General features: G+C 69.6%; 16 protein-coding genes, 1 tRNA gene, 1 pseudogene and 1 riboswitch. Of the genes and pseudogenes, 6 read left to right on the top strand and 12 right to left on the bottom strand.

Annotated features, from left to right (window positions below; translation table 11 throughout):
* Positions 1-27 precede the first annotated feature (27 nt).
* Positions 28-1,412 (bottom strand): annotated as a pseudogene (locus tag KLK06_RS33040) (ISL3 family transposase).
* A gap of 254 nt (positions 1,413-1,666) precedes the next feature.
* Positions 1,667-1,740 (bottom strand) — tRNA-Leu (locus KLK06_RS33035).
* A gap of 393 nt (positions 1,741-2,133) precedes the next feature.
* On the opposite strand from KLK06_RS33035, the gene KLK06_RS33030 reads away from it, so the two are divergent.
* The 3 genes from KLK06_RS33030 to KLK06_RS33020 are packed head-to-tail and all read left to right on the top strand — an operon-like array spanning position 2,134 to position 4,205.
* Positions 2,134-2,505 carry a YciI family protein gene (locus KLK06_RS33030; RefSeq protein WP_214638940.1) on the top strand — a complete coding sequence of 124 codons (372 nt, stop codon included), beginning with the start codon at positions 2,134-2,136 and terminating at the stop codon, positions 2,503-2,505.
* A 45-nt stretch (positions 2,506-2,550) separates the two neighbouring features.
* Positions 2,551-3,396 carry a thioredoxin domain-containing protein gene (locus KLK06_RS33025; protein ID WP_214638941.1) on the top strand — a complete coding sequence of 282 codons (846 nt, stop codon included), beginning with the start codon at positions 2,551-2,553 and terminating at the stop codon, positions 3,394-3,396.
* The gene (locus KLK06_RS33020; RefSeq protein WP_214638942.1) at positions 3,393-4,205 is read left to right on the top strand and encodes a cytochrome c biogenesis CcdA family protein; all 813 of its coding nucleotides are present in this window, start codon (positions 3,393-3,395) and stop codon (positions 4,203-4,205) included. The genes KLK06_RS33025 and KLK06_RS33020 overlap by 4 nt, the downstream gene beginning before the upstream one ends.
* Before the next feature lie 12 nt (positions 4,206-4,217).
* Here KLK06_RS33020 and KLK06_RS33015 read toward each other — a convergent pair whose 3' ends face one another.
* The gene (locus KLK06_RS33015; RefSeq protein WP_214638943.1) at positions 4,218-4,769 is read right to left on the bottom strand and encodes an ABATE domain-containing protein; all 552 of its coding nucleotides are present in this window, start codon (positions 4,767-4,769) and stop codon (positions 4,218-4,220) included.
* 83 nt (positions 4,770-4,852) lie between these two features.
* Here KLK06_RS33015 and KLK06_RS33010 point away from each other — a divergent pair, with 83 nt between their 5' ends.
* Entirely contained in the window at positions 4,853-5,728 is an 876-nt protein-coding gene (locus KLK06_RS33010; RefSeq protein ID WP_308168505.1) for an EamA family transporter, read from the top strand.
* 26 nt (positions 5,729-5,754) lie between these two features.
* Here the strand turns inward: KLK06_RS33010 and KLK06_RS33005 are convergent, their stop codons facing one another.
* The 9 genes from KLK06_RS33005 to KLK06_RS32965 all read right to left on the bottom strand — a co-directional run bounded on the left by KLK06_RS33005 (position 5,755) and on the right by KLK06_RS32965 (position 16,062).
* Positions 5,755-6,840, bottom strand: coding sequence for a mechanosensitive ion channel family protein (locus KLK06_RS33005; protein WP_214638944.1), 1,086 nt, complete (start codon positions 6,838-6,840; stop codon positions 5,755-5,757).
* 12 nt (positions 6,841-6,852) lie between these two features.
* Positions 6,853-7,848, bottom strand: coding sequence for a ribonucleotide-diphosphate reductase subunit beta (locus KLK06_RS33000; protein ID WP_214638945.1), 996 nt, complete (start codon positions 7,846-7,848; stop codon positions 6,853-6,855).
* A gap of 24 nt (positions 7,849-7,872) precedes the next feature.
* Entirely contained in the window at positions 7,873-10,065 is a 2,193-nt protein-coding gene (locus tag KLK06_RS32995) for a ribonucleoside-diphosphate reductase subunit alpha (RefSeq protein WP_214638946.1), read from the bottom strand.
* A 125-nt stretch (positions 10,066-10,190) separates the two neighbouring features.
* A riboswitch (cobalamin riboswitch) is annotated at positions 10,191-10,390 on the bottom strand.
* Between the two features lie 4 nt (positions 10,391-10,394).
* Entirely contained in the window at positions 10,395-11,360 is a 966-nt protein-coding gene (locus KLK06_RS32990; protein WP_214638947.1) for a tripartite tricarboxylate transporter substrate binding protein, read from the bottom strand.
* Positions 11,361-11,466: 106 nt separating this feature from the next.
* On the bottom strand, positions 11,467-12,234 hold the full coding sequence (locus KLK06_RS32985) for an SAM-dependent methyltransferase (protein WP_308168551.1): 768 nt from the start codon (positions 12,232-12,234) through the stop codon (positions 11,467-11,469).
* Between the two features lie 73 nt (positions 12,235-12,307).
* The gene (gene glmS, locus KLK06_RS32980; RefSeq protein ID WP_214638949.1) at positions 12,308-14,128 is read right to left on the bottom strand and encodes a glutamine--fructose-6-phosphate transaminase (isomerizing); all 1,821 of its coding nucleotides are present in this window, start codon (positions 14,126-14,128) and stop codon (positions 12,308-12,310) included.
* A 52-nt stretch (positions 14,129-14,180) separates the two neighbouring features.
* Positions 14,181-14,489 (bottom strand): hypothetical protein, encoded by a 309-nt coding sequence (locus tag KLK06_RS32975; RefSeq protein ID WP_214638950.1) that lies wholly within the window; start codon positions 14,487-14,489, stop codon positions 14,181-14,183.
* Between the two features lie 36 nt (positions 14,490-14,525).
* Positions 14,526-15,266 (bottom strand): ABC transporter permease, encoded by a 741-nt coding sequence (locus KLK06_RS32970; RefSeq protein ID WP_214638951.1) that lies wholly within the window; start codon positions 15,264-15,266, stop codon positions 14,526-14,528.
* On the bottom strand, positions 15,256-16,062 hold the full coding sequence (locus KLK06_RS32965; RefSeq protein ID WP_214638952.1) for an ABC transporter ATP-binding protein: 807 nt from the start codon (positions 16,060-16,062) through the stop codon (positions 15,256-15,258). Before KLK06_RS32965 ends, KLK06_RS32970 begins: the two co-directional genes overlap by 11 nt.
* Before the next feature lie 57 nt (positions 16,063-16,119).
* Between KLK06_RS32965 and KLK06_RS32960 the strand changes: the two genes are divergently transcribed.
* Together KLK06_RS32960 and KLK06_RS32950 are read left to right on the top strand one after the other, a co-directional pair.
* Positions 16,120-16,734 (top strand): TetR/AcrR family transcriptional regulator, encoded by a 615-nt coding sequence (locus tag KLK06_RS32960; protein WP_214638953.1) that lies wholly within the window; start codon positions 16,120-16,122, stop codon positions 16,732-16,734.
* Between the two features lie 243 nt (positions 16,735-16,977).
* A complete protein-coding gene (locus KLK06_RS32950) occupies positions 16,978-19,194 on the top strand; it encodes an N-acetylmuramoyl-L-alanine amidase (RefSeq protein WP_250906184.1) in 2,217 nt (738 codons plus the stop codon).
* Positions 19,195-19,203: the final 9 nt, after the last annotated feature.

The raw sequence follows: 19,203 nt of genomic DNA, 5'->3' as shown, positions 1-19,203 counted from the left end.
GTAATCGGTGGGGGCGCTGAGTGATCTTCATTGCAGCAGGATGCGGTGGCGCAGGAGGTCGAACCCGGCGCGGCCGTGCATCTGCCGCATGATCCTCTTACAAGTTACGTGGAATCAGCCGTTGGGGGTGATCATGTCCCCTTCGGTCTTGTCACGTACTTGAGGGGCAGTGGTGAGCGCGGTGGTGCTGAAGGGTGAGGGCGGCGTTCACGGCGTCGCGGTCGAGTTCGAGGCCGTTGGCGAAGCCGTGCAGGTGGGGCAGGTCAGCGGCTCGGACGGTGGTGATCGAGGTGGTGAGCTTGGTGTCGTTGCCTGCAGTTGGGGTGAGGAGTTCGGCGAAGTCGCGGACATGGCGGGCGAGTTCGGCCAGTTCGGGGCAGGCGGCCGTGAGGTCCTGCACCAGTTGGGTGTCGCTTTCGCGCAGCCGGTCGGGATGGGCGAGCAGGAGACGGGCCAGGCGGCGTGGGGTGATGACGGGCCGCTGGGGCCGGAAGCGCGGAGCGCGGCGTAAGGCCTCGGGTTCGCGGGTGCGGGCGTAGCGCTTGACGGTGTTGAGGGACAAGTTCAGGCGGCGGGCGCACTCCATGAGGCCGACACCCTTATTGAGCAGGTCGTGGATCTGCTGCCAACGCTCGCGGGTGCTCTGTTCGCGCACGCCGGCGGGCCGGGGCGGGTTGACCGTGGCCCAGCAGGCGCTGTGGGAACGAACCTCAGCGAGGACCTTGTCACAGAGGATCCGCCCCCAGGTGCCATCGGTCGCCGACCTGCACAGCATCCGGCAGGGCACGTCGAACCGCCTCGCCGTAGGCGCCCGACCCGTCGCGGCAGACGATCTCGACCCCAGGGTGGGATCGCAGCCAGGCCTCCAGGACGTCGATCCGCTCGCCAGTCTCGGCGTCGGTGAGGATGGTGGCATACCGGTGGCGGCGCTTGAGAGCGAAGTCATCGACACCCAGCACTCGCGGGACTCATAACGCTGGCAGCGGTAGCCGCATGAGCAAGCGCAGTGCCGTGGACCTTGAGACCGCGACGGCCAGGACCACCGAGAGCCGAGCCCCCGCCCGGTCGGCCAGCTCTTTGACCACTGCCCCCTGTTGGCCGGTGAGCCTGCTGGTTCGACGCTGGTAGCGCTCGAGCAGCCCGGGCACCTGCTCACGAAACGTCTGCCGAGAGCATCCCCACGCCGGGCAGAGCAGACGCCGTACCTGTACCGACACCACCACCCGCCGCCCATCGACCAGGACATCGGCCACCGTCCGGCTGTAGTAGCCGTGCACCCGACCGGTCAGCGTCCCGCACACCGGGCACGGTATCGGTGCACCGCGAGTACGGGCCATGACAGGAATGAGGTCGTCCTCGTCCTTCACTCCTTCGATGACCAGGGCAGACAGACCCGCAAACGCCACACCCATAAGATCGTCGATCTTCAGCACGGGCTAGCCTGGCAGGTGATCACTCAGCGCCACCACCGATTACGGGCCAGAGCCGAAAACCGTACAGTCCCCCCAGACCGCCGCTGCGGAAGCCGACAGACCGCCTCGGTCTTCGCCTGCCGACTCGGAACTGACCTCTGACCTGCAAAAAAAGGCCCTGCTCAGAGGGCACATCAACGCGTCCCCTAGTGGGTCCCGCGCAGGGAGCACTTGAAAGTTCAGGGTCTTCTGTGTGCCGCCCCAGGGATTCGAACCCTGAACCTCCGCCTCCTGAGGGCGGCGCCTCTGCCAGTTGGGCCAGAGCGGCTTGTTAGCCCCGGGCTCGGCTGGCGTGGGCCGAGCCCGGGGCTGGGGCTGTATCCGGCTGGGGGGCGCCATTCCCGTCGGCCAGACCGAGGCCCGCGGCCCCTTGTTCCATGGGCCGTCGTCCGTGAGATGAAAAAAGCCGCCTCGGCAGGTTTCCGGGCGGCGTCGTCTCTTTACGAGGGATCACCCGGAATCCGGTCCGAGGAACTCAGGAAGCAGTTCGAGGGACTTCGCGTAGGTCACTGCACTGCCTTCCTGTCGTGGTGGACGTGCTCCACGGTAGCCGGATGATCGCGGCGAATGCCACGTATTTACCGCAGGGGGATGTCGAGGGCACGAGGGCGGCTTCGACATATTGGTTACCGGCATCGTCGAGACCGTATGGAGGCCACCGGTGAAGTACCTCATTCTGATCTACAGCAACCCGACGAGCCGGGCGGTCTGGGAGACGCTGAACGACGAGCAGCGCATGGAGTTCGGGCGCGGCCATCTGTCCTTCACCGAAGAGCTGGCCGCCTCTGGCGAGCTGATCGTGTCGGAGGGGCTGGCCGACCAGTCGACGGCCAAGCGGGTCGCGGTACGCGAGGGCATGACGATGACAAGCGATGGGCCGTTCGCCGAGGTCAAGGAGCATCTGGCCGGGTTCTACCTGATCGAGTGCGACAGCATGGAGCGGGCGGTGGAGCTGGCCGCCAAGGTGCCCGACGCGGCCTTCAACGAGGTGGAGGTACGGCCGATCTTCGACATGAAGGGGCTGGAGCTATAGGGGAACGACCGGCGTGGGCGGCGGCGGGCTGGGATGATGCCGAAGGTGACCAAGGAATCTCCGGTGGCGCGGCGCCGGGTGCTGCTCGGCTCGCTGGCCGGGGCCGCGGTGGTGGCCGTGCTGGCGGTCGCCGCGCTGAACCAGGGCGAAACCCCCGAACAAGCCGCCGCGACCGCTGCGGAGACTGCCGCGCCGGGCACGACGGCCTCCGCGAACCCGCGTGCGTCCGCGAACGTGACCGACCCCCCTCCGGCGACCCCAACCGGCTCCACCCCCGCGAACGCGACCAGCCCGGCCGACCCCACTCCGGCGACTCCGGCCGGCTCCCCAACGCCGACGAGTTCGGTGAAGGTCTGGGAGGGGCCGCCCCCGCCGCCCGTCGACGCGAACCTGTCGAAGGGCTCGGCGCAGGCGCCGGTCACGATCGTCGAGTTCGGTGACTTCAAGTGTCCCAACTGCCGCCGCTTCGCCCAGCGGATAGAGCCCGAGCTGAAGAGCCGCTACCTCGACACCGGCATCGTGCGGATGTTCTGGCGCGACTACCCGATCAGGGGCCGCGACTCCGTACGGGCCGCCGTGGCCGCCCGCGCCGCCTCCCGGCAGGGCCGGTTCTGGGAGTTCCACGACGCCCTCTACGCGGGCGAGCAGCCGCGTCTCACCGACGCGAACCTGCGCTCCGTGGCCGCCCGGATCGGGCTCGACCTGGGCAGGTTCGACGCCGACCGGCGCGACGAGTCCGTACGGCAGGTCGTGGACGGCGACCTCGAGTTCGCGCTCGAACTCGGCCTGTCCGGCACCCCCGCGTTCCTGATCAACGGTGAGCTGCTGTTCGGCGCCCAGCCGTTGGCCGCGTTCGAGAAGGCGATCGAGAAGGCCCGCCGCGCCGGATGAGCGGCATCGGCTATGCCGCCGCGTTCCTGGGCGGCCTGTTCTCGCTGGTCAGCCCGTGCGGGGCACTGCTGATCCCGGCGTTCTTCGCCTACGCGTTCCCGGGTCGGCGACGGCTGGTGGGCCGGACGCTGCTGTTCTACGTGGGGCTGTGCGCGGTGCTGGTGCCGTTGGGGATGGGGTCGGCGCAGGTCAGCCGCCTGTTCTACGGCCGGCAGGAGCTGCTGGTCACGGTCGCGGGCTGGGCGCTGATCGGGCTGGGTGTGCTGCAGGTGGCCGGTCAGGGCTGGACGATCGGGCCGCTGGAGCGGCTGAAGGGGCACGTTCGAGGGGATTCGGCGGGGGCCGTCCTGGTTCTGGGGGCGGTGTCCGGGCTGGCGGGGTTCTGCGCGGGGCCGGTGCTCGGCGCGGTGCTCACGGTCGCGGCGGCCTCCGGTGACGGCCTGCGCGGGGCGGTGCTGCTGGCCGTCTACGCGGCGGGCATGGCGGCCCCGCTGCTGCTGCTCGCGGGCCTGTGGCAGCGCTACGACCTGGGCGGGCGGCGCTGGCTGCGCGGTCGCGGGTTACGGCTGGGGCGGCTGCGGCTGCACACCACCTCGCTGCTGTCCGGACTGGTCTTCGGCGGGCTCGGGGTGCTGTTCCTGCTCTCCGACGGCACCCGCGGGCTGGCCCTGCCGATCCCCGACTCCTGGGAAGCCCGGCTGGAGGAGCTCGCGGCGTCCGTCCAGGACGTACTGCCCGACCTGCTCGTCGTCGGGATCGCCGCGCTGACGGTGACCGCCGTCACCGCGTGGCGCCTCAGACGCCGCTGACGGACCGGCCCCTTAAAGCGGTGCGCGCCGGCGGGCGCGGAAGCCTGCCGCCTTGGCGCGGTTGCCGCACTCGTGCATGTCGCACCAGCGCCGCGACGACCCGCGCGAGGCGTCGACGTACAGGCGGGTGCACACCTCTCCCCCGCATTCCTTGATCTGTACGGCCCGCGGCCCGCCGAGCAACTGGACCGCCTCCCTGGCCACCGTCGAGAGGGCGGCGTCGAGATCCCCGTCACGCTCGACCCGCCCGGCGCCGTTCAACCGCACGGACGCGGGCGGCCCGGCGGCGATCCGGTTGACCAGCCGGCGATCCTCCTCCGACGGCAGAGCCCCGCCCGGCACCACCCCGGTGGCCAGCCGGTAGATGGCCTCCCGCACCGTCTTCCCCGCCGCGAGCTCGGCGTCGCCGACCGCGGGCGGTACGTCGAGGATGCCTGCCTCGACCGTCCACCGCGCCAGCTCCGCCGGATCGCGCAGCAGGTCGGTCCGGTCCGAGCGGCGGTGCTGCACGGTGCCCGCCAGGTCGAGGCCCAGATTGCCGCTGATGAAGGTGAAACCCGTCACACTCTCATAGTAACCACGTTGACAGGTTATGCGAAGCACGGAACAGTGAAATAACCATTTTAAGGGGTTATGGAGGCTTCGCCGTGGCGATCAGCGTGATGGAGACCAGGGACAAGACGTCGTCGGCGGTGATGCCGCCCCTGTTCGTGGTGATGTGGAGCAGCGCCTTCATCGCGGGGGTGATCGGCGTCGGGTCGGCGCCGCCGCTGCTGCTGACGTTCGCCAGGTTCGCGCTGGCGGGACTGTTGCTGGGCGGGTTCGCGCTGGCCGTACGGGCGCCGTGGCCGCGTGGGCGGCGGCTGGCGCACGTGGTGGGGTCCGGGATCTTGGTCCAGGCGGTGCAGTTCAGCGCGTTCTACTCGGCGATCGGCCTGCACGTGCCCGCCGCGGTGGTGGCGCTGGTGCAGGGCCTGAACCCGGTGCTGATCGCGCTGGTGGCGGGGCGGCTGCTGGGCGAGCGGGTGAGCCCGCGCCAGTGGCTGGGCTTCGGGCTCGGCGCGGCCGGGGTGGGGCTGGCGGTGGCGGATCGGTTGAGCTTCTCCTTGGCCGGGGTGGCGTTCTGTGTGGTCGGGCTGCTGGCGTTGAGCCTGGGCACGGTTTACCAGAAGCGGTTCGCCGGGGACATGGACGTGCGGACGGGCACCGCGACGCAGTTCCTCGTCAGCGCGCCGCTGGTGGGGCTGGCCTCGCTGGTGTTCGAGACGCCGCGGGTGACGGACTGGGGCGCGTTCTCCGGCGCCGTGGGCTGGCTGGTGCTGGTCAACTCGATCGGCGCGTTCCTGCTGCTCAACACCATGCTGAAGAACGCGCCCGCGAGCCGGGTGAGCACGATGTTCTTCCTCACCCCGTCGGTCACCGCGGTGATGGCGTGGCTGTTCGTCGGGCAGTCGCTGCACCCGCTGGCGGTCGCGGGCCTGGTGGTCGGCGGCGCCGGAGTGCTGCTGGCGAACCGGCGCTGAGCCTCAGGCCCACACGGCGCCGGTCCTCAGAACGGCTTGGCGCCGGTCCACGGCACCCCGGCGCGGGTCTCCGGCGTCTCGATGCGGAAGCGGGGCAGAGCCTCGGGGAAGTTCTCTCTCACGTACGTCACGAGATGTTCGCGTACGTCGCACTTGAGGTCCCAGGCGGAGGGCGAGTCGGCGGCGCTCATCAGCGCCCGCAGCTCGACCAGCCCGTTCGGCAGCACGTCGGTGACCTGGAGCGTCCAGTCCTTCTGGTCCCACAGCGGGTTTTCCTGGATGTAGCGGTAGAGCTCCTCGCGCAGCTTGTCGACCGGCACCGACCAGTCGACGCGCAGGAACACCACGGCGAGGACCCGGCTGCCGTGCCTGGTCCAGTTCTCGAACGGGTTCTGGGTGAAGTAGGAGACGGGCAGGACCATGCGGCGCTCGTCCCACAGGCGCACCACGACGTAGGTGAGCGTGAGCTCCTCGATCCTGCCCCACTCGTCGTTGACCACGACCACGTCGTCGAGACGGAGTGCGTCGCTGAAGGCGAGCTGGAGCCCGGCCAGCATGTTGCCGATGGTCGGCTGGGCGGCGATGCCGACGATGGCGCCCGCGATGCCCGCCGAGGCGAGCAGCCCGGCGCCCAGCGCCCGGACCTGCGGGAAGGAGAAGAGCATGGCGCCGACCGCCAGCACGACGATGGTCACGGCGGCGACGCGGCGGACCAGCCCGATCTGGGTCATGATCCGCCGTGCCCGGCGGTTGCGCTCTCCTTGGACGAGGACCAGCCGGTCCAGGACGACGTCGGTGAGGGCGTAGTTGGCCTGGACGATCAGCCAGGTGACGCAGGCGATGGTGACCAGGCCGAGCACCCGGTCGACCGTGCCGCCGAGCTCGCGTTGGCGGACGGCCTCGCCGAGCATCCCCGGCGAGAACACCAGGTTGGCCGCCACCACGACCCCCACCGCGTACGCCGGCCAGGTGCAGTGCTCCACCAGGTGCCGGGCGAGCCGCCATTTTCGGCCCACCCTGACCAGCAGCCGCCTGACCACCTCCACCACGAGAATGGCGCCCGCCACTGAAATGGCGAGGATGAGCCAGTCGGTCGGCGACTGCACGTTCATGCCCCCAATGTCTTAGAAAGCCTCATCAAAGGTCACATTGCCCTCAACAGCCACTTGGTATGCGGACACCCGCCGTTCGAAGAAGTTGGCCAGCTCCTGCACGTCCTGCAGTTCCATGAAACCGAACGGGTTGGCCGTGCCGTACCTCTGGGGCAGCCCGAGCCGGGCCAGCCGCTGATCGGCGACGTATTGGAGGTATTCGCGCATCTGCTCGACGCTCATGCCGGGCATGCCATCGCCGCACAGGTCGCGGGCGAAGGCCAGCTCGGCGGCGACGGCCTCCTCTATCATGCGGATGACCTGCTCCCCCAGCTTGTCATCGAACAACTCGGGCTCCTCGGCCCGCACGGTGTCGACCACGCTGAAAGCGAACTCCATGTGCATGGACTCGTCGCGGAAAACCCAGTTGGTGCCGGTGGCCAGCCCGCTGAGCAGGCCCCTCGACCGGAACCAGTATACGTAGGCGAACGCGCCGTAAAAGAAGAGCCCCTCGATGCAGGCGGCGAAGCAGATCAGGTTGAGCAGGAACTGCCGCCGCTCGTCCGCGGTCTCCAGCCGCCGGAGCCCGTTGATCGAGTCGATCCACTGGAAGCAGAACTCCGCCTTGTCCCTGATGGACGGAATGTGCTCGACGGCGCCGAACGCCTTGACCCGCTCCTCCAGGTCGGGCAGGTACGTGTCGAGCAGCGTCAGGTAGAACTGCACGTGCACGGCCTCCTCGAACAGCTGCCTGCTGAGATACAGGCGGGCTTCGGGAGCGTTGACGTGCTGATAGAGGTTGAGCACGAGGTTGTTGGCCACGATGGAGTCGCCGGTGGCGAAGAAGGCGACCAGCCGGTGGATCAGGTGGCGCTCCTGCGGCGTCATCTTGGCCAGGTCGGCGAGGTCGGAGTGCAGGTCCACCTCCTCGACGGTCCAGGTGTTGCGGATGGCGGCGCGGTAGCGCTCATAGAAGTCCGGATAGCGCATGGGACGCAGGGTCAGGTCCATGCCGGGATCGAGCAGCATTGCGGAGGTCTCCGTTCGAGGGGGCTACTGGCAGGCTTCGCAGGTTTCCGGGTTCTCCAAGGAGCAGGCGACGGCGTTGACCGCGACCGTCGTCTGGGCGATCCGGGTGGCCGGGCGCGAGCGCAGGTAGTAGGTCGTCTTCAGGCCTTGCTTCCAGGCATAGGCGTACATCGAGGACAGCTTCCCGATCGTCGGGCTGGCCATGAACAGGTTGAGCGACTGCGACTGGTCGATGTACGGCTGCCGGGCCGCGGCCAGGTCGATGAGCGCCTTCTGCGGCAGCTCCCAGGCCGTGCGGTAGAGAACCTTGAGGTCACTGGGGATGCCGGGGATGTCCTGGATCGAGCCGTCCGCCCGCTTGAGGTCGTCGCGCATCCGCTGCGTCCACAGCCCGCGAGCCTGCAGATCGGCCACCAGATAGCGGTTGACCTGGAGAAACTCACCCGACAGCGTCTCGCGCTTGAACACGTTGGACACCTGCGGCTCGATGCACTCGTAGCAACCGGCGATGGAGGCGATCGTCGCGGTCGGCGCGATGGCGACCATCAGCGAGTTACGCAGCCCGGTCGTGGCGATCTTCGCGCGCAGCGCGTCCCAGCGCGGCGACCCGGCGGCGTCGTAGTGGTCGGGGTGCAGGACGCCGGCCGCCGCCCTGGTGTCGGCGTACGACGGGTGCCGGCCGCGCTCGACGGCCAGGTCGGCGGAGGTGTCGTAGGCGGCCAGGGCGATCTCCTCGGCGACGCGCGTGGACAGGCCCAGTGCCTCGGGCGAGTCGAACGGCAGCCTGAGCGTGAAGAACACGTCGGCCAGGCCCATCACGCCGAGCCCGATCGGCCGCCAGCGCTTGTTGGCCGCCTCGGCCTCGGGCGTCGGGTAGAAGCCCAGGTCGATGGTCCGGTCCAGGAAGCGCACGGCCGTACGGACGGTCTGGCGGAGCCGGGCCCAGTCGACGCCGTCGGCGGTCAGGTGGGCGGCGAGGTTGATCGAGCCGAGGTTGCACACCGCCGTCTCGCCGTCGCTGGTGACCTCGAGGATCTCGGTGCACAGGTTGGACAGGTGGATGACGTTCTCGGGCCTGGCCGTCTGGTTGGAGGTGCGGTTGGCGGCGTCCTTGAACGTCATCCAGCCGTTGCCGGTCTGGGCGAGGGTACGCATCATCCGGCCGTAGAGGGTCCGGGCGGGCAGTTGCCGGGTGTAGCGGCCCTCGGCCTCGTAGGCGCGGTAGGCGCGGGTGAACGCCTCGCCGTACAGGTCGGTGAGGTCGGGGACCTCCTTGGGGTCGAACAGCGACCAGACCTCGTCGGCCTCCACCCGGCGCATGAACTCGTCCGGCACCCAGTTGGCCAGGTTCAGGTTGTGCGTACGGCGGGCGTCCTCGCCCGTGTTGTCGCGCAGCTCCAGGAACTCCTCGACGTCGGCGTGCCAGGTCTCCAGGTAGACGCAGGCCGCGCCCTTGCGCCGGCCGCCCTGGTTGACCGCGGCGACGGAGGAGTCGAGCGTGCGCAGCCAGGGCACGATGCCGTTGGAATGCCCGTTGGTGCCCCTGATAAGGGATCCGCGCGAGCGCACCCGGGTCCACGCGATGCCGATGCCTCCGGCGTACTTCGACAGCCTGGCCACCTGCCCGTAGCGGTCGTAGATCGACTCCAGCTCGTCGCGCGGCGAGTCGAGCAGGAAGCACGACGACAGCTGCGGCCGGCGCGAACCCGAGTTGAACAGCGTCGGCGAGCTCGGCAGGTACGACAGCGTGGACATGAGGGCATAGAGCTCGGCGGCCTCGGCGACCGTCTCCGACAGCCCGCAGGCCACACGCAGCAGGAAGTGCTGGGGCCGTTCGAGCACTGCCCGCGACTCCGGGTGACGCAGCAGGTAGCGGTCGTAGACCGTACGCAGGCCGAAGTACTCGAAGCGCTCGTCCGCCTCGCCGGAGACGAGCGCGTCGAGCTCGGCGGCGTGGGCGCCGACGAAGGCGGCGAGCGAGTCCTGGATCAGCCCGGCGGCGTGGCTGGCGGCGATGGACTCGGAGAAGGTCCGTACGCCGTGCCCGGCCGCCTCGTCGGCGATCTCCTCGGCCAGGAGCCGGGCGGCGACCCGGGAGTTCGCCGGGTCGGTGATCACCCGGGCGGCGGCCTCCTCGATGGCCAGCCGCCGGTCGGCAGCGGCCGGCCGCTGGTCCACGGTGGCCGGGTGCCGGTCGGCCTCAATGATCTGCGTCACGTGCTCTCTCCTCGCGAGCTCATCCTCGTGAGTGCGCGCGAGAGCACGGCGGCGCTGGGTTCCCCGGCCGCGACGCCCCCGGCCCTCCCTCGAGGCCCTGGACACTTCGATGGGCGGAGCCGGGTGGCTCCCCCAACGTCACCGGCAGGTCTTCGGGCTCGCGGGCGTGGTCCCTATGGGGCCTCCTACTGGCCGTCGCTTCCCGGATCTCTCCAGTGCTCGTGACGGCGGTTGTTCCCGCTCACCGCTGCGGGGCAGCCCCGGAATCGCACCGGGTTCCCTTTTGCTCCGCCCCGAGGGGCGAACCAGCGACGACCAGGATCCTACATCTAGTGGCCCTTCTCGCAACTACCCCAGCATGTTGTGTCAGCCGTATCGAGCATGCCGAGATCGCGGAGCACGGCCCTGGTCCTGCCGATCTCCGAGGCGAGCCACTGTTCGAAGTCGTCGCCGCTGAGCGGGATCGAGGTCCATCCCTCCGTACGGCAGGCCGCCCGCCAGGCGGCGGACTCCGTGACCTCGTCGCAGAGCCGGATGGCGAAGTCCTTTCTGTCGTCGGACATCCCCTCGGGCCCGACCGCCGCGCACCAGTCGGCGAAGTCGAGCCGCACCCCGCACTCCAGCAGGCTCGGCGCCTCGACACCGTCCACCCGGCGCGCGCTGGAGACGGCGAGCACCCGCACCCAGCCCTTGTCGATGGCCTTGCGCCAGTCCGCGAGCGTGCCGGTCGCCGCCGCGGCCTTGCCGCCGAGGAGCGCCGACGTGGCCTCCGCGCTGCCGGGGAAGCCGGTGTAGTCGACCTGCCGCGTGTCGGCGCCGAGTCCCTTGGCGATCAGCCCGAACAGCAGGTGGTCGGGCTCGCCCTGCGGCCCGCCCGTCAGCGGCGTCTGGTCGGGGTGGGCGAGCAGGTGCGCGCCGAACTGGTCGAAGGTGGCGAACTTGGAATTGGCGGGCACCACCACGACCTCGATCTGCCCGGTGAGCCTGGCCAGCGGGGTGGCGGTGTCGAGCAGCGACAGCCCGTTGTTGAGCTCGGTCGCGGCCAGCGCGGGCAGCCCGGTGACGGTGATCCTGGTGGCGGGCGGGGTGCCGGAGACGGGGAAACCCTCCCCGCGGGCGGCCTCGACGAGCGCCCGGGCGACGCGGGCCCAGCGTCCGCCGCCGGGCACGATCGCGAACCGGCCCAAGACGCGGGCCGCGTTGACGGCGCTGCTTCCGAGGTTGCTCTCCGTGCCACATCCTGCCGCGCAGGCCATCATCCCGAGGCCGAGCGCGAAGAACCCCCGTCGGCGCATGGCGTCCCTCCCCTCGCACCCCAATAACTACCCCACGTCACCGACACTTAACTCATCGTCACACATCGGGCACTCACTACCGGAGATCACGAAAAGTCACGAAAAGCTAGGAGTGCTTCTTGCCGACGCCGACGAGCAGGTACGAGGGCAGTGAGGGCTCGCTGACCAGCCTGGGCCGGTCGGGACGCCAGTCGGGGGCGTGCACCAGGCCCGGCTCGACCAGGTCGAAGTCCCCGAAGAACGCCCGGATCTCCCCCGGGGTCCGGTCGGTGCCGGCCCCGGCCGACGCGGTCCGGTGGAGCGCCGCCGCGCCCTCCCCGAAGCGCCCCCGTGAGGTCGCGTGGGTGAGCACCAGATGGCTGCCGGGCGCCACCGCCTCGCGCAGCCTGGTCACCATCTTGCCCGGGTCGCGAACGTCGGGGAGGAAGTGCAGGATTGACACCAGCAGCACGCCCACCGGCTCGTTCATGTCGAGGAAGCGGGCGGCCTGAGCCAGCACCTCGTCGGGGTCGAGCAGGTCGGCCTGGACGAAGACGGCCCGGCCCGCCTCCTCCAGCAGCGCTCTGGCGTGCGTGGCGACGACCGGGTCACGATCGACGTAGACGACTTTCGCCTCCGGCGCCACCTCATGCACGTTGCCCTGGGTCGGCAGCCCGCTGCCCAGGTCGAGGAACTGGCGGATGCCCGCGTCCACCAGGTAACGGACCGCACGCTGGAGGAAGGCCCGATTGGCCCGCGCGAGGGGGACGGCTTGCGGGATCAGCGCCGCAAGCCGGTCGATCGCCTCACGATCGATGGCGTAGTTGTCCGTGCCACCGAGCATGTAATCGTACATTCGTGCGAGATTTGGCGTGTGAGCATGGAACTCGGGCACAGTTTCGATCTTAAGTCCTGCCGGTCCACTTATCACGGGCTATGTGCCTATTGTTGCCGCCGTGTCGTAGCAGTTACTCGACTGTGACGCTCTTAGCCAAATTGCGTGGCTTATCTACATCGCGGCCGAGTGCCACGGCGGCGTGATACGCCAGCAGTTGCAGCGGGATCGTGAGCAGGATCGGGTCGAGCTCGATCTCGTTCTTCGGCACCACGATGACGTCGTCGGCCAGCTTGGCGTCGGGTTCGCGGTGGCCCACCATGAGCACCTTTCCGCCGCGGGCGCGAATCTCGCCGAGCGTGGTGAGGTTCTTGTCGAGCAGTTCGTCGTCGGGGACGATCGCCACCGTCGGCATTTCCGGCCCGATAAGGGCGAGCGGTCCGTGCTTGAGCTCGCTGGCCGGATAAGCCTCGGCGTGCACGTACGAGATCTCCTTGAGTTTCTGCGCGCCTTCGCGGGCCACGGGATAACCGCGGACCCGGCCGACGAACATCATGCTCGGATAATTCGCGTACTTCCGCGCGAGCTCGGCGATCTTGTCGCCCTGGGCCAGGATCTCCTCGATCTGGCCGGGCAGCCTGCGCAGGCCCTCGCAGACGCGGCGGCCGTCGGCGGGCGAGAGGTCGTGCACCCGGCCGAAGTGCAGCGCGAGCAGCGCGAACGCCAGTGACGTGGAGGTGAACGCCTTGGTCGAGGCGACCGAGACCTCGGGCCCGGCGTGCAGGTAGACGCCGCCGTCGACCTCGCGGGCGATGGCGCTGCCGACGGCGTTGACGATGCCGATGACCCGGCCGCCCTTGCGCTTGAGCTCCTGCACGGCCGCGAGCGTGTCGTACGTCTCGCCCGACTGGCTGATCGCCACGTAGAGCGTGTCGGGGTCGACGACCGGGTTGCGGTAGCGGAACTCGCTGGCGGGCTCGGCGTCGGCCGGGATGCGGGCCAGCTCCTCGATGAGCTGCGCACCGATCTGGCCGGAGTAGTAGGCGGAACCGCAGCCGATGATCTTCACTCGGCGGAAGGAGCGGGTCTCGCGGGCGTCCATGTTCAGGCCGCCCAGGTGGGCGATGTGGAAGCGCTCGTCGAGGCGGCCGCTCATGGTGCGCGAGACTGTGTCGGGCTGCTCGGAGATCTCCTTGAGCAGGTAGTGCTCGTAGCCGCCCGTGTCGTAGTGCCCGGCGTCCCAGTCGACGGTCAGCGGCTCCTTGGCGGTCTCGCGCGCGTCGCTTGCGAAGGTGTGGAACCCGTCGGCCTTGAGCACGGCCAGCTCGCCGTCCTCCAGGTGCACGACCTGGCGGGTGTAGCGGACGAGCGCGGCCACGTCGGAGGCGGCGAACATCTCCTTCTCGCCGATGCCGAGCACGATCGGGCTGCCGTTGCGGGCCACCACCACCTCGCCGGGCCGCTCGCTGTCGACCACCGCGATGCCGTACGTGCCGACGATGCTCTTGAGCGCCTTCCTGACGGCCTCCTCCAGCGTGTCGGTCTCCTCGGCGGTACGGGCGATCAGGTGCGCGAGCACCTCGGTGTCGGTCTCGGAGACGAACACCGCCCCGTCGGCGGTCAGCTTGGCGCGCAGCTCGTTGGCGTTCTCGATGATGCCGTTGTGCACGACCGCGATCCGCTCGTCGGTCGACAGGTGCGGGTGCGCGTTGACGTCACTGGGCACGCCGTGGGTGGCCCACCGCGTATGGCCGATGCCGAGACCGCCCTTGAACCTCGGGGGTACGACCTTCGCCAGGTCGGCGACCCTGCCCTTGACCTTGCGTACCTTGAGCCCCTTGTTGGACACGACGACGCCGGCCGAGTCGTAGCCTCGGTACTCCAACCGTTGCAGGCCCTCCAGCAGGATAGGCGCCGCGTCCTTCGAACCGACATAAGCCACGATTCCGCACATCCGACGCTCTCCTCTGTCCGCTGATACTAGCTTTTCTGCTGTTTTGTACGTTTTATCCGTACACGATCCGGCGCAGTTGCCGGAGCGACAGCTCCGGCGGTGCCACCCGGCGCCCGCGCAGCTCCGCGGCGACCCGGGGGAAGATCTCGTCGTTGGTGAGGCCGCGGGACTTCAGCTCGCCGTGCCGCCGCCGGACGAACTCCTCGACCGGCTCGGAGAAGTACGACAGCACGTCGGCGACCACGCGCGCCGCCTCACCGGGACCGAGACCGCTGGTCCTGACGAGATGGGCGACGAGGTCTTCGAAGGGATGCCGTGCCGGGGACACAGACGAGGACACTACGCAGCCGGGATACGACATGCCAATATCCTGCCCGAAATCGGGCAGGATATGCTCTTACCGCATGACCGAACGGCCCCATCCTCGGCCCAGGCGCCGGCAGGCGAAGGCTCCGGCCGCCGCGCCGAGGGCGACGAGCACGGCCGCGGGGCCCGCCGTGCCGGACACGTCGCCGCGTACCGCGGCCTGCAGCATGGTCGTCGCCCAGTAGCCCGGTGAGAACGGCGCGATGGCCTGCGCCCACGGCGGCATCAGCGCGAACGGCACCAGCGCCCCGCCCAGCGCGCTGACCGACAGCGCGCCGATGTTGCAGAGTGTGCTGAGCTCGCCGTGGCTGCGTACCACCGCGGCCAGTGCCGTACCCACGCCGAGCAGGGCGAAGCACCACGCGGCGACGGCCAGCCCGAGCGGCCATAGCGGCCCCGAGGGCCGCATGCCCACCACGAGGATCCCGTAGCCGAGCAGGACGACCTGCTGGATGGCCAGGATGGCGAAGACGGGCAGGGTCTTGCCGATGATCAGCTCGGGCACGCGCGCCCTGGTCGCCCTGATCCGGTCCCAGGTGTGCCAGACGCGCTCGGTCAGCACGGCTATCGCCACGTCGGCCATCGACAGCACCGAGAACATCACCAGCATCCCGGTGACCACCTGCGCGGGCCGGCCGAGCATCGACTTGAAGACCAGCATGAGCACCATCGGCATCACCAGGTAGCTGACCAGGTGGGCCGGGTCACGCCTGCGGAGCAGCACGTTGTGTCTGACCAGCACCGCGATGCGGTGGAGCGAGTCACGCGACATGGGACAGCTCCTTGTAGAGGTCGTCGAGCGACGGCTGGCGGATGTCGATGGCGCGCACCGGCCGGTCGAGGCCGCGCAGCAGTTCGGCGAGCGCGGCCGTGGGGTCGGCCGTGGTGACGGCGAGTTCCTCGTCGCCGTCGAGAGTCACCCGCACCTCGCCCGGCAGGCCCTTGAGCAGCTCTTCGCCGGTGCCTCTGGCGATCACCCGGCCACTCTTGGCGACCGCGATCGTGGCGTCCAGCTCGGACAGTTCGGGCAGGTAGTGGGTGGCGTAGACGACCGTGGCGCCGTTCTTCGCCCGGCGGCGGACGGCCGCCAGAAGGGCGGCTCGTGTCTCGGGGTCGGCGCCGACCGTCGGCTCGTCCAGCAGCAGGACGGCGGGGGCGGCGACCAGCGCGGTGGCGGCCTGGGTGCGGCGCTGCTGGCCGCCGGACAGGATGCCCACCCGCCGGTCGAGCTCGCCCGTCAGCAGCATCTCCTCGGCGATCCGGTCGATGGCCCGCTTGAGCGCCGTACGGCGCAGCCCGGCCAGGCCGCCGAAGAAGCGCAGCGTCTCGCGGACGGTGACGCTCGGGTAGAGCGCGAGCTGCTGCGGCGCCACCCCCATCTGACCCTTTATCACGATATTTCCGGACTCGGGGCTGATGAGACCCGAGGCGATCTCGAAGAAGGTCGTCTTGCCCGCGCCGTTGTGGCCGACCAGGCCCGCGATCTCCCCCGGCACGACTTCCAGGCAGAAGCCGTCCAGCGCGGTCACCTCCTGGAAGCGCTTGACGAGTCCCGTCGCCTTGAGCATGTCCCCTACCTCTCCCCGGTCTACGTTGTAGACTGCTCTACAGCGTAGACTGACACGGTGCGGAAACTCAAGACCGAACGGCAACCGGAAATTCTCGACGCCGCCCTCGCGATCGCCGACGAGCACGGGCTCGACGCCCTGACCATGCGAGCGGTCGCCGAACGCATCGGCGTGACACCCATGGCCATTTACGGATATTTCCGGAATAAGAATGAGTTGCTGGACGGGCTCGTCGGGCGGTTGCTGACGAGCCTCCCGCAGGCTCTGCCGGGTGAGTCGTGGGATCAGCGGCTCGGCGCGTTCGCCTGGGCCACCAGGCGGCTGGCCCGCGATCATCCCGGCGTCTTCCCGCTGCTGTTCGCCCGGCCCTCGGTCACGCCGGACGCGGTCGCGGTGGTGGACTTGATCTACCAGGCGCTGATCGACGCGGGCGTGCCCGACGCCGACGTGCCGAGGATCGAGCGCCTGATCACCACGTTCGTGCTCGGTTTCGCGACGTCCGAGGCCAATGGGCGGTTCTCGGCGTCCGGTGACGGCATCCGGTCACGCCGGGCCCGGGGCGACTTTCCCGCGCATCAGCGGCTGTTGGCCCATCTCGACTCGCCCGCCGACCTGGACGCCGAATTCGCCGCCGACCTCGCCGACCTCGTCCGTATCATCCGCCCCGTCTGACACACCCCTATCAGGGAATGGTTACGGTGTGTAGCGTCGCTGTGCCTTTCCGTGGGGGTCGCCATGTTGCTGTGGGTCGTCGTCGGTCTCACCGCGTCCGCCGTCGCCGTTCCCGGACTGCCGAGCCAAGGCGGTCGGGGGCCTCGGGCTGACGTGGGGCCTCAGGCTGACGTGGGGCAACGGGCTGACGTGAGACGTCAGGCCGACGTAGGGCATCAGGCCGATGGGGAGCGTCAGGCCGACTTGAGGCGTCAGGATGACTTCGCGGCGGCGGCGCGGGAGTTCAGGGTGCCGGAGAGCGTGCTGCTGGGCGTGTCGTACCTGGAGTCCCAGTGGGACGCGAACGCCGGGGCGCCCAGCGTGGCCGGAGGTTACGGGCCGATGCATCTCGTGGAGGCGCCGCTGCGGCTCGCGCAGCGGCTCACCGGGCTGCCGCCCGCACGACTGCGTACCGATCCCGCCGCGAACATCCGGGGCGGCGCCGCCGTCCTCGCCTCCTACCGGCGACGGCCCAGCGCGAACCCCGCCGACTGGTACGACGCGGTCGCCCGCTACTCGGGCGCACCCGGCCCGCAGGCGGCTCGCGCCTTCGCCGACGAGGTGTTCGCGGTGATCCGCACCGGAGCCGCCCGCCGCACGGACGACGGGCAGCCGGTACGACTGGCGGCCATCCCCGCCCTCTTCCCACCCGCACGCCCCAACCCTCTCCACCCCCACCCTCTCGGTCCCAGCCTTCTCGACCCCCACCCTCTCGGTCCCAGCCTTCTCGACCCCAGCCCGCTCGACCCAGACGCGAGCCACTCGGCAGCCGACGTAGCGGCCAGCGCTCCAACGTCACCCGACACCGATAGAGATCCCTCAGCTTCCCCCGAAACCGACGCGCACCACCCAGCGCTGCCCGCTTCCGACCAGACGCAGCCCGCAAGCAACCCGGCGCGGCCCCCGGCGGACGAGACGCAACCCGCAGTCGGCCCAGGGCGGCCCATGACCGACCAGACGCAACCCGCAGCCGACTCGGCGCGACCCACGACCGACCAGACACGGCCCACAGCCAGCACAGGGCGAACTACGACCGACCAGACACGGCCCACGACCAGCCTGGGGCGATCCACGGCCGACGAGACGCGGCCCACGGCCAGCTCAGGGCGACCCGCCAGTCTGACGCAGTTCTCCTCCCAGGGAGACCCGCTGCCGCCCCCCGAACCCGACGCGGACCGGCCGGCGGCACGTGACGGCCACGCGAGTTCCCCCACCCCGCCCAGAAACCCGAACATCGAATGCCCCGCCGAGCTGGCCTGCGAGTGGATGCCCGCCGCCTACAAACGCACCGACAAGGGCGGCTACGGCAACCACGACACCCTGAACCACCCCAGACGCATCGACTACATCGTGATCCACGACACCGAGGGCACCTACGCGGGCGTCCCGTCGATGGTGCACGATCCGGAGTACGTGAGCTGGCACTACACGATCCGCTCCAGCGACGGACATGTCGCCCAGCACGTACGCACAAAGGACATCGCCTGGCACTCCGGCAACTGGGACGTCAACGCCCGCTCCATCGGCATCGAACACGAGGGCTACCTGGCCAAAGGCGGCACCTGGTACACCGAGGCCATGTACATCGCGTCGGCCAAACTCGTGAAATATCTGGCCGCCAAACACCACATTCCACTCGACCGCGCACACATCCTCGGCCACGACAACGTACCGGGCTCGAACCCGACAACCGTCTCGTCCATGCACGAGGACCCGGGCCCGTACTGGGACTGGGCACACTACTTCGACCTGCTGGGCCACCCCCTCAAAGCAGCCAAGAAGGGCACGTCAGTCATCATCCACCCCAACTACGACGCCAATCAGCCGCAATTCACCGGCTGCACCGCCAAATCCGGCAAGTCCGGCAAGTCCTGTCCCCCGCACGGCGCCTCCACGGTGTGGCTGCGCACGGAGCCCCGTGAAGACGCCCCGCTCGTCGACGACATCGGCAAACGCGTCGGCAAGCCCAGCACGTACAGCGTCTACGACCACAGCGCCCGCGCCTCGACCGGCCAGCGATACGCCGTGGCGGGCAGGGCGGGCGACTGGACGGCCATCTGGTACCTGGGCAGCAAGGCCTGGTTCTACAACCCCGCCTCCGCCCCCACCGCCCTCCCGGCGAGAGGCCCGCTGGTCACTCCGCTCAGGAAGCACGTCAAGGTGTACGGCCTCGCCTACCCCGGACAACCCGCGTATCGCCGCAGGGGCGTCACCTACCAGGCCCCGATCCCGCTCAATTACGTCATCCAGCCCGGCCAGTACTACTCGCTCGGCCTCACGCTGCACGGCACGTACCAAGCGGCGGGCTCCTTCAACCCGGCCGGACACGTCATGGTCAAGGGCAAGGCCCGCTACCACCAGATCCAGTTCGGCCACCGGGTCATGTACGTCATGGCCAAGGACGTCCGTGTGACCCACTGAATCTCACCC

Origin of the sequence: Nonomuraea sp. NEAU-A123 (genome assembly GCF_018603905.1) — a bacterium.
GTDB lineage: Bacteria > Actinomycetota > Actinomycetes > Streptosporangiales > Streptosporangiaceae > Nonomuraea.
The sequence above is the reverse complement of the archived record's forward strand: the minus strand, read 5'-3'. Positions and strand labels throughout refer to the sequence as shown.

What these genes read in the sequence shown, in the direction of transcription:
- glmS (WP_214638949.1), bottom strand. Translation starts at nt 14,128, where the DNA reads ATGTGCGGAATCGTGGCTTATGTCGGTTCGAAGGACGCGGCGCCTATC.
- KLK06_RS33020 (WP_214638942.1), top strand. Translation starts at nt 3,393, where the DNA reads ATGAGCGGCATCGGCTATGCCGCCGCGTTCCTGGGCGGCCTGTTCTCG.
- KLK06_RS32975 (WP_214638950.1), bottom strand. Translation starts at nt 14,489, where the DNA reads ATGTCGTATCCCGGCTGCGTAGTGTCCTCGTCTGTGTCCCCGGCACGG.
- KLK06_RS32990 (WP_214638947.1), bottom strand. Translation starts at nt 11,360, where the DNA reads ATGCGCCGACGGGGGTTCTTCGCGCTCGGCCTCGGGATGATGGCCTGC.
- KLK06_RS33000 (WP_214638945.1), bottom strand. Translation starts at nt 7,848, where the DNA reads ATGCTGCTCGATCCCGGCATGGACCTGACCCTGCGTCCCATGCGCTAT.
- KLK06_RS33005 (WP_214638944.1), bottom strand. Translation starts at nt 6,840, where the DNA reads ATGAACGTGCAGTCGCCGACCGACTGGCTCATCCTCGCCATTTCAGTG.
- KLK06_RS32965 (WP_214638952.1), bottom strand. Translation starts at nt 16,062, where the DNA reads ATGCTCAAGGCGACGGGACTCGTCAAGCGCTTCCAGGAGGTGACCGCG.
- KLK06_RS32970 (WP_214638951.1), bottom strand. Translation starts at nt 15,266, where the DNA reads ATGTCGCGTGACTCGCTCCACCGCATCGCGGTGCTGGTCAGACACAAC.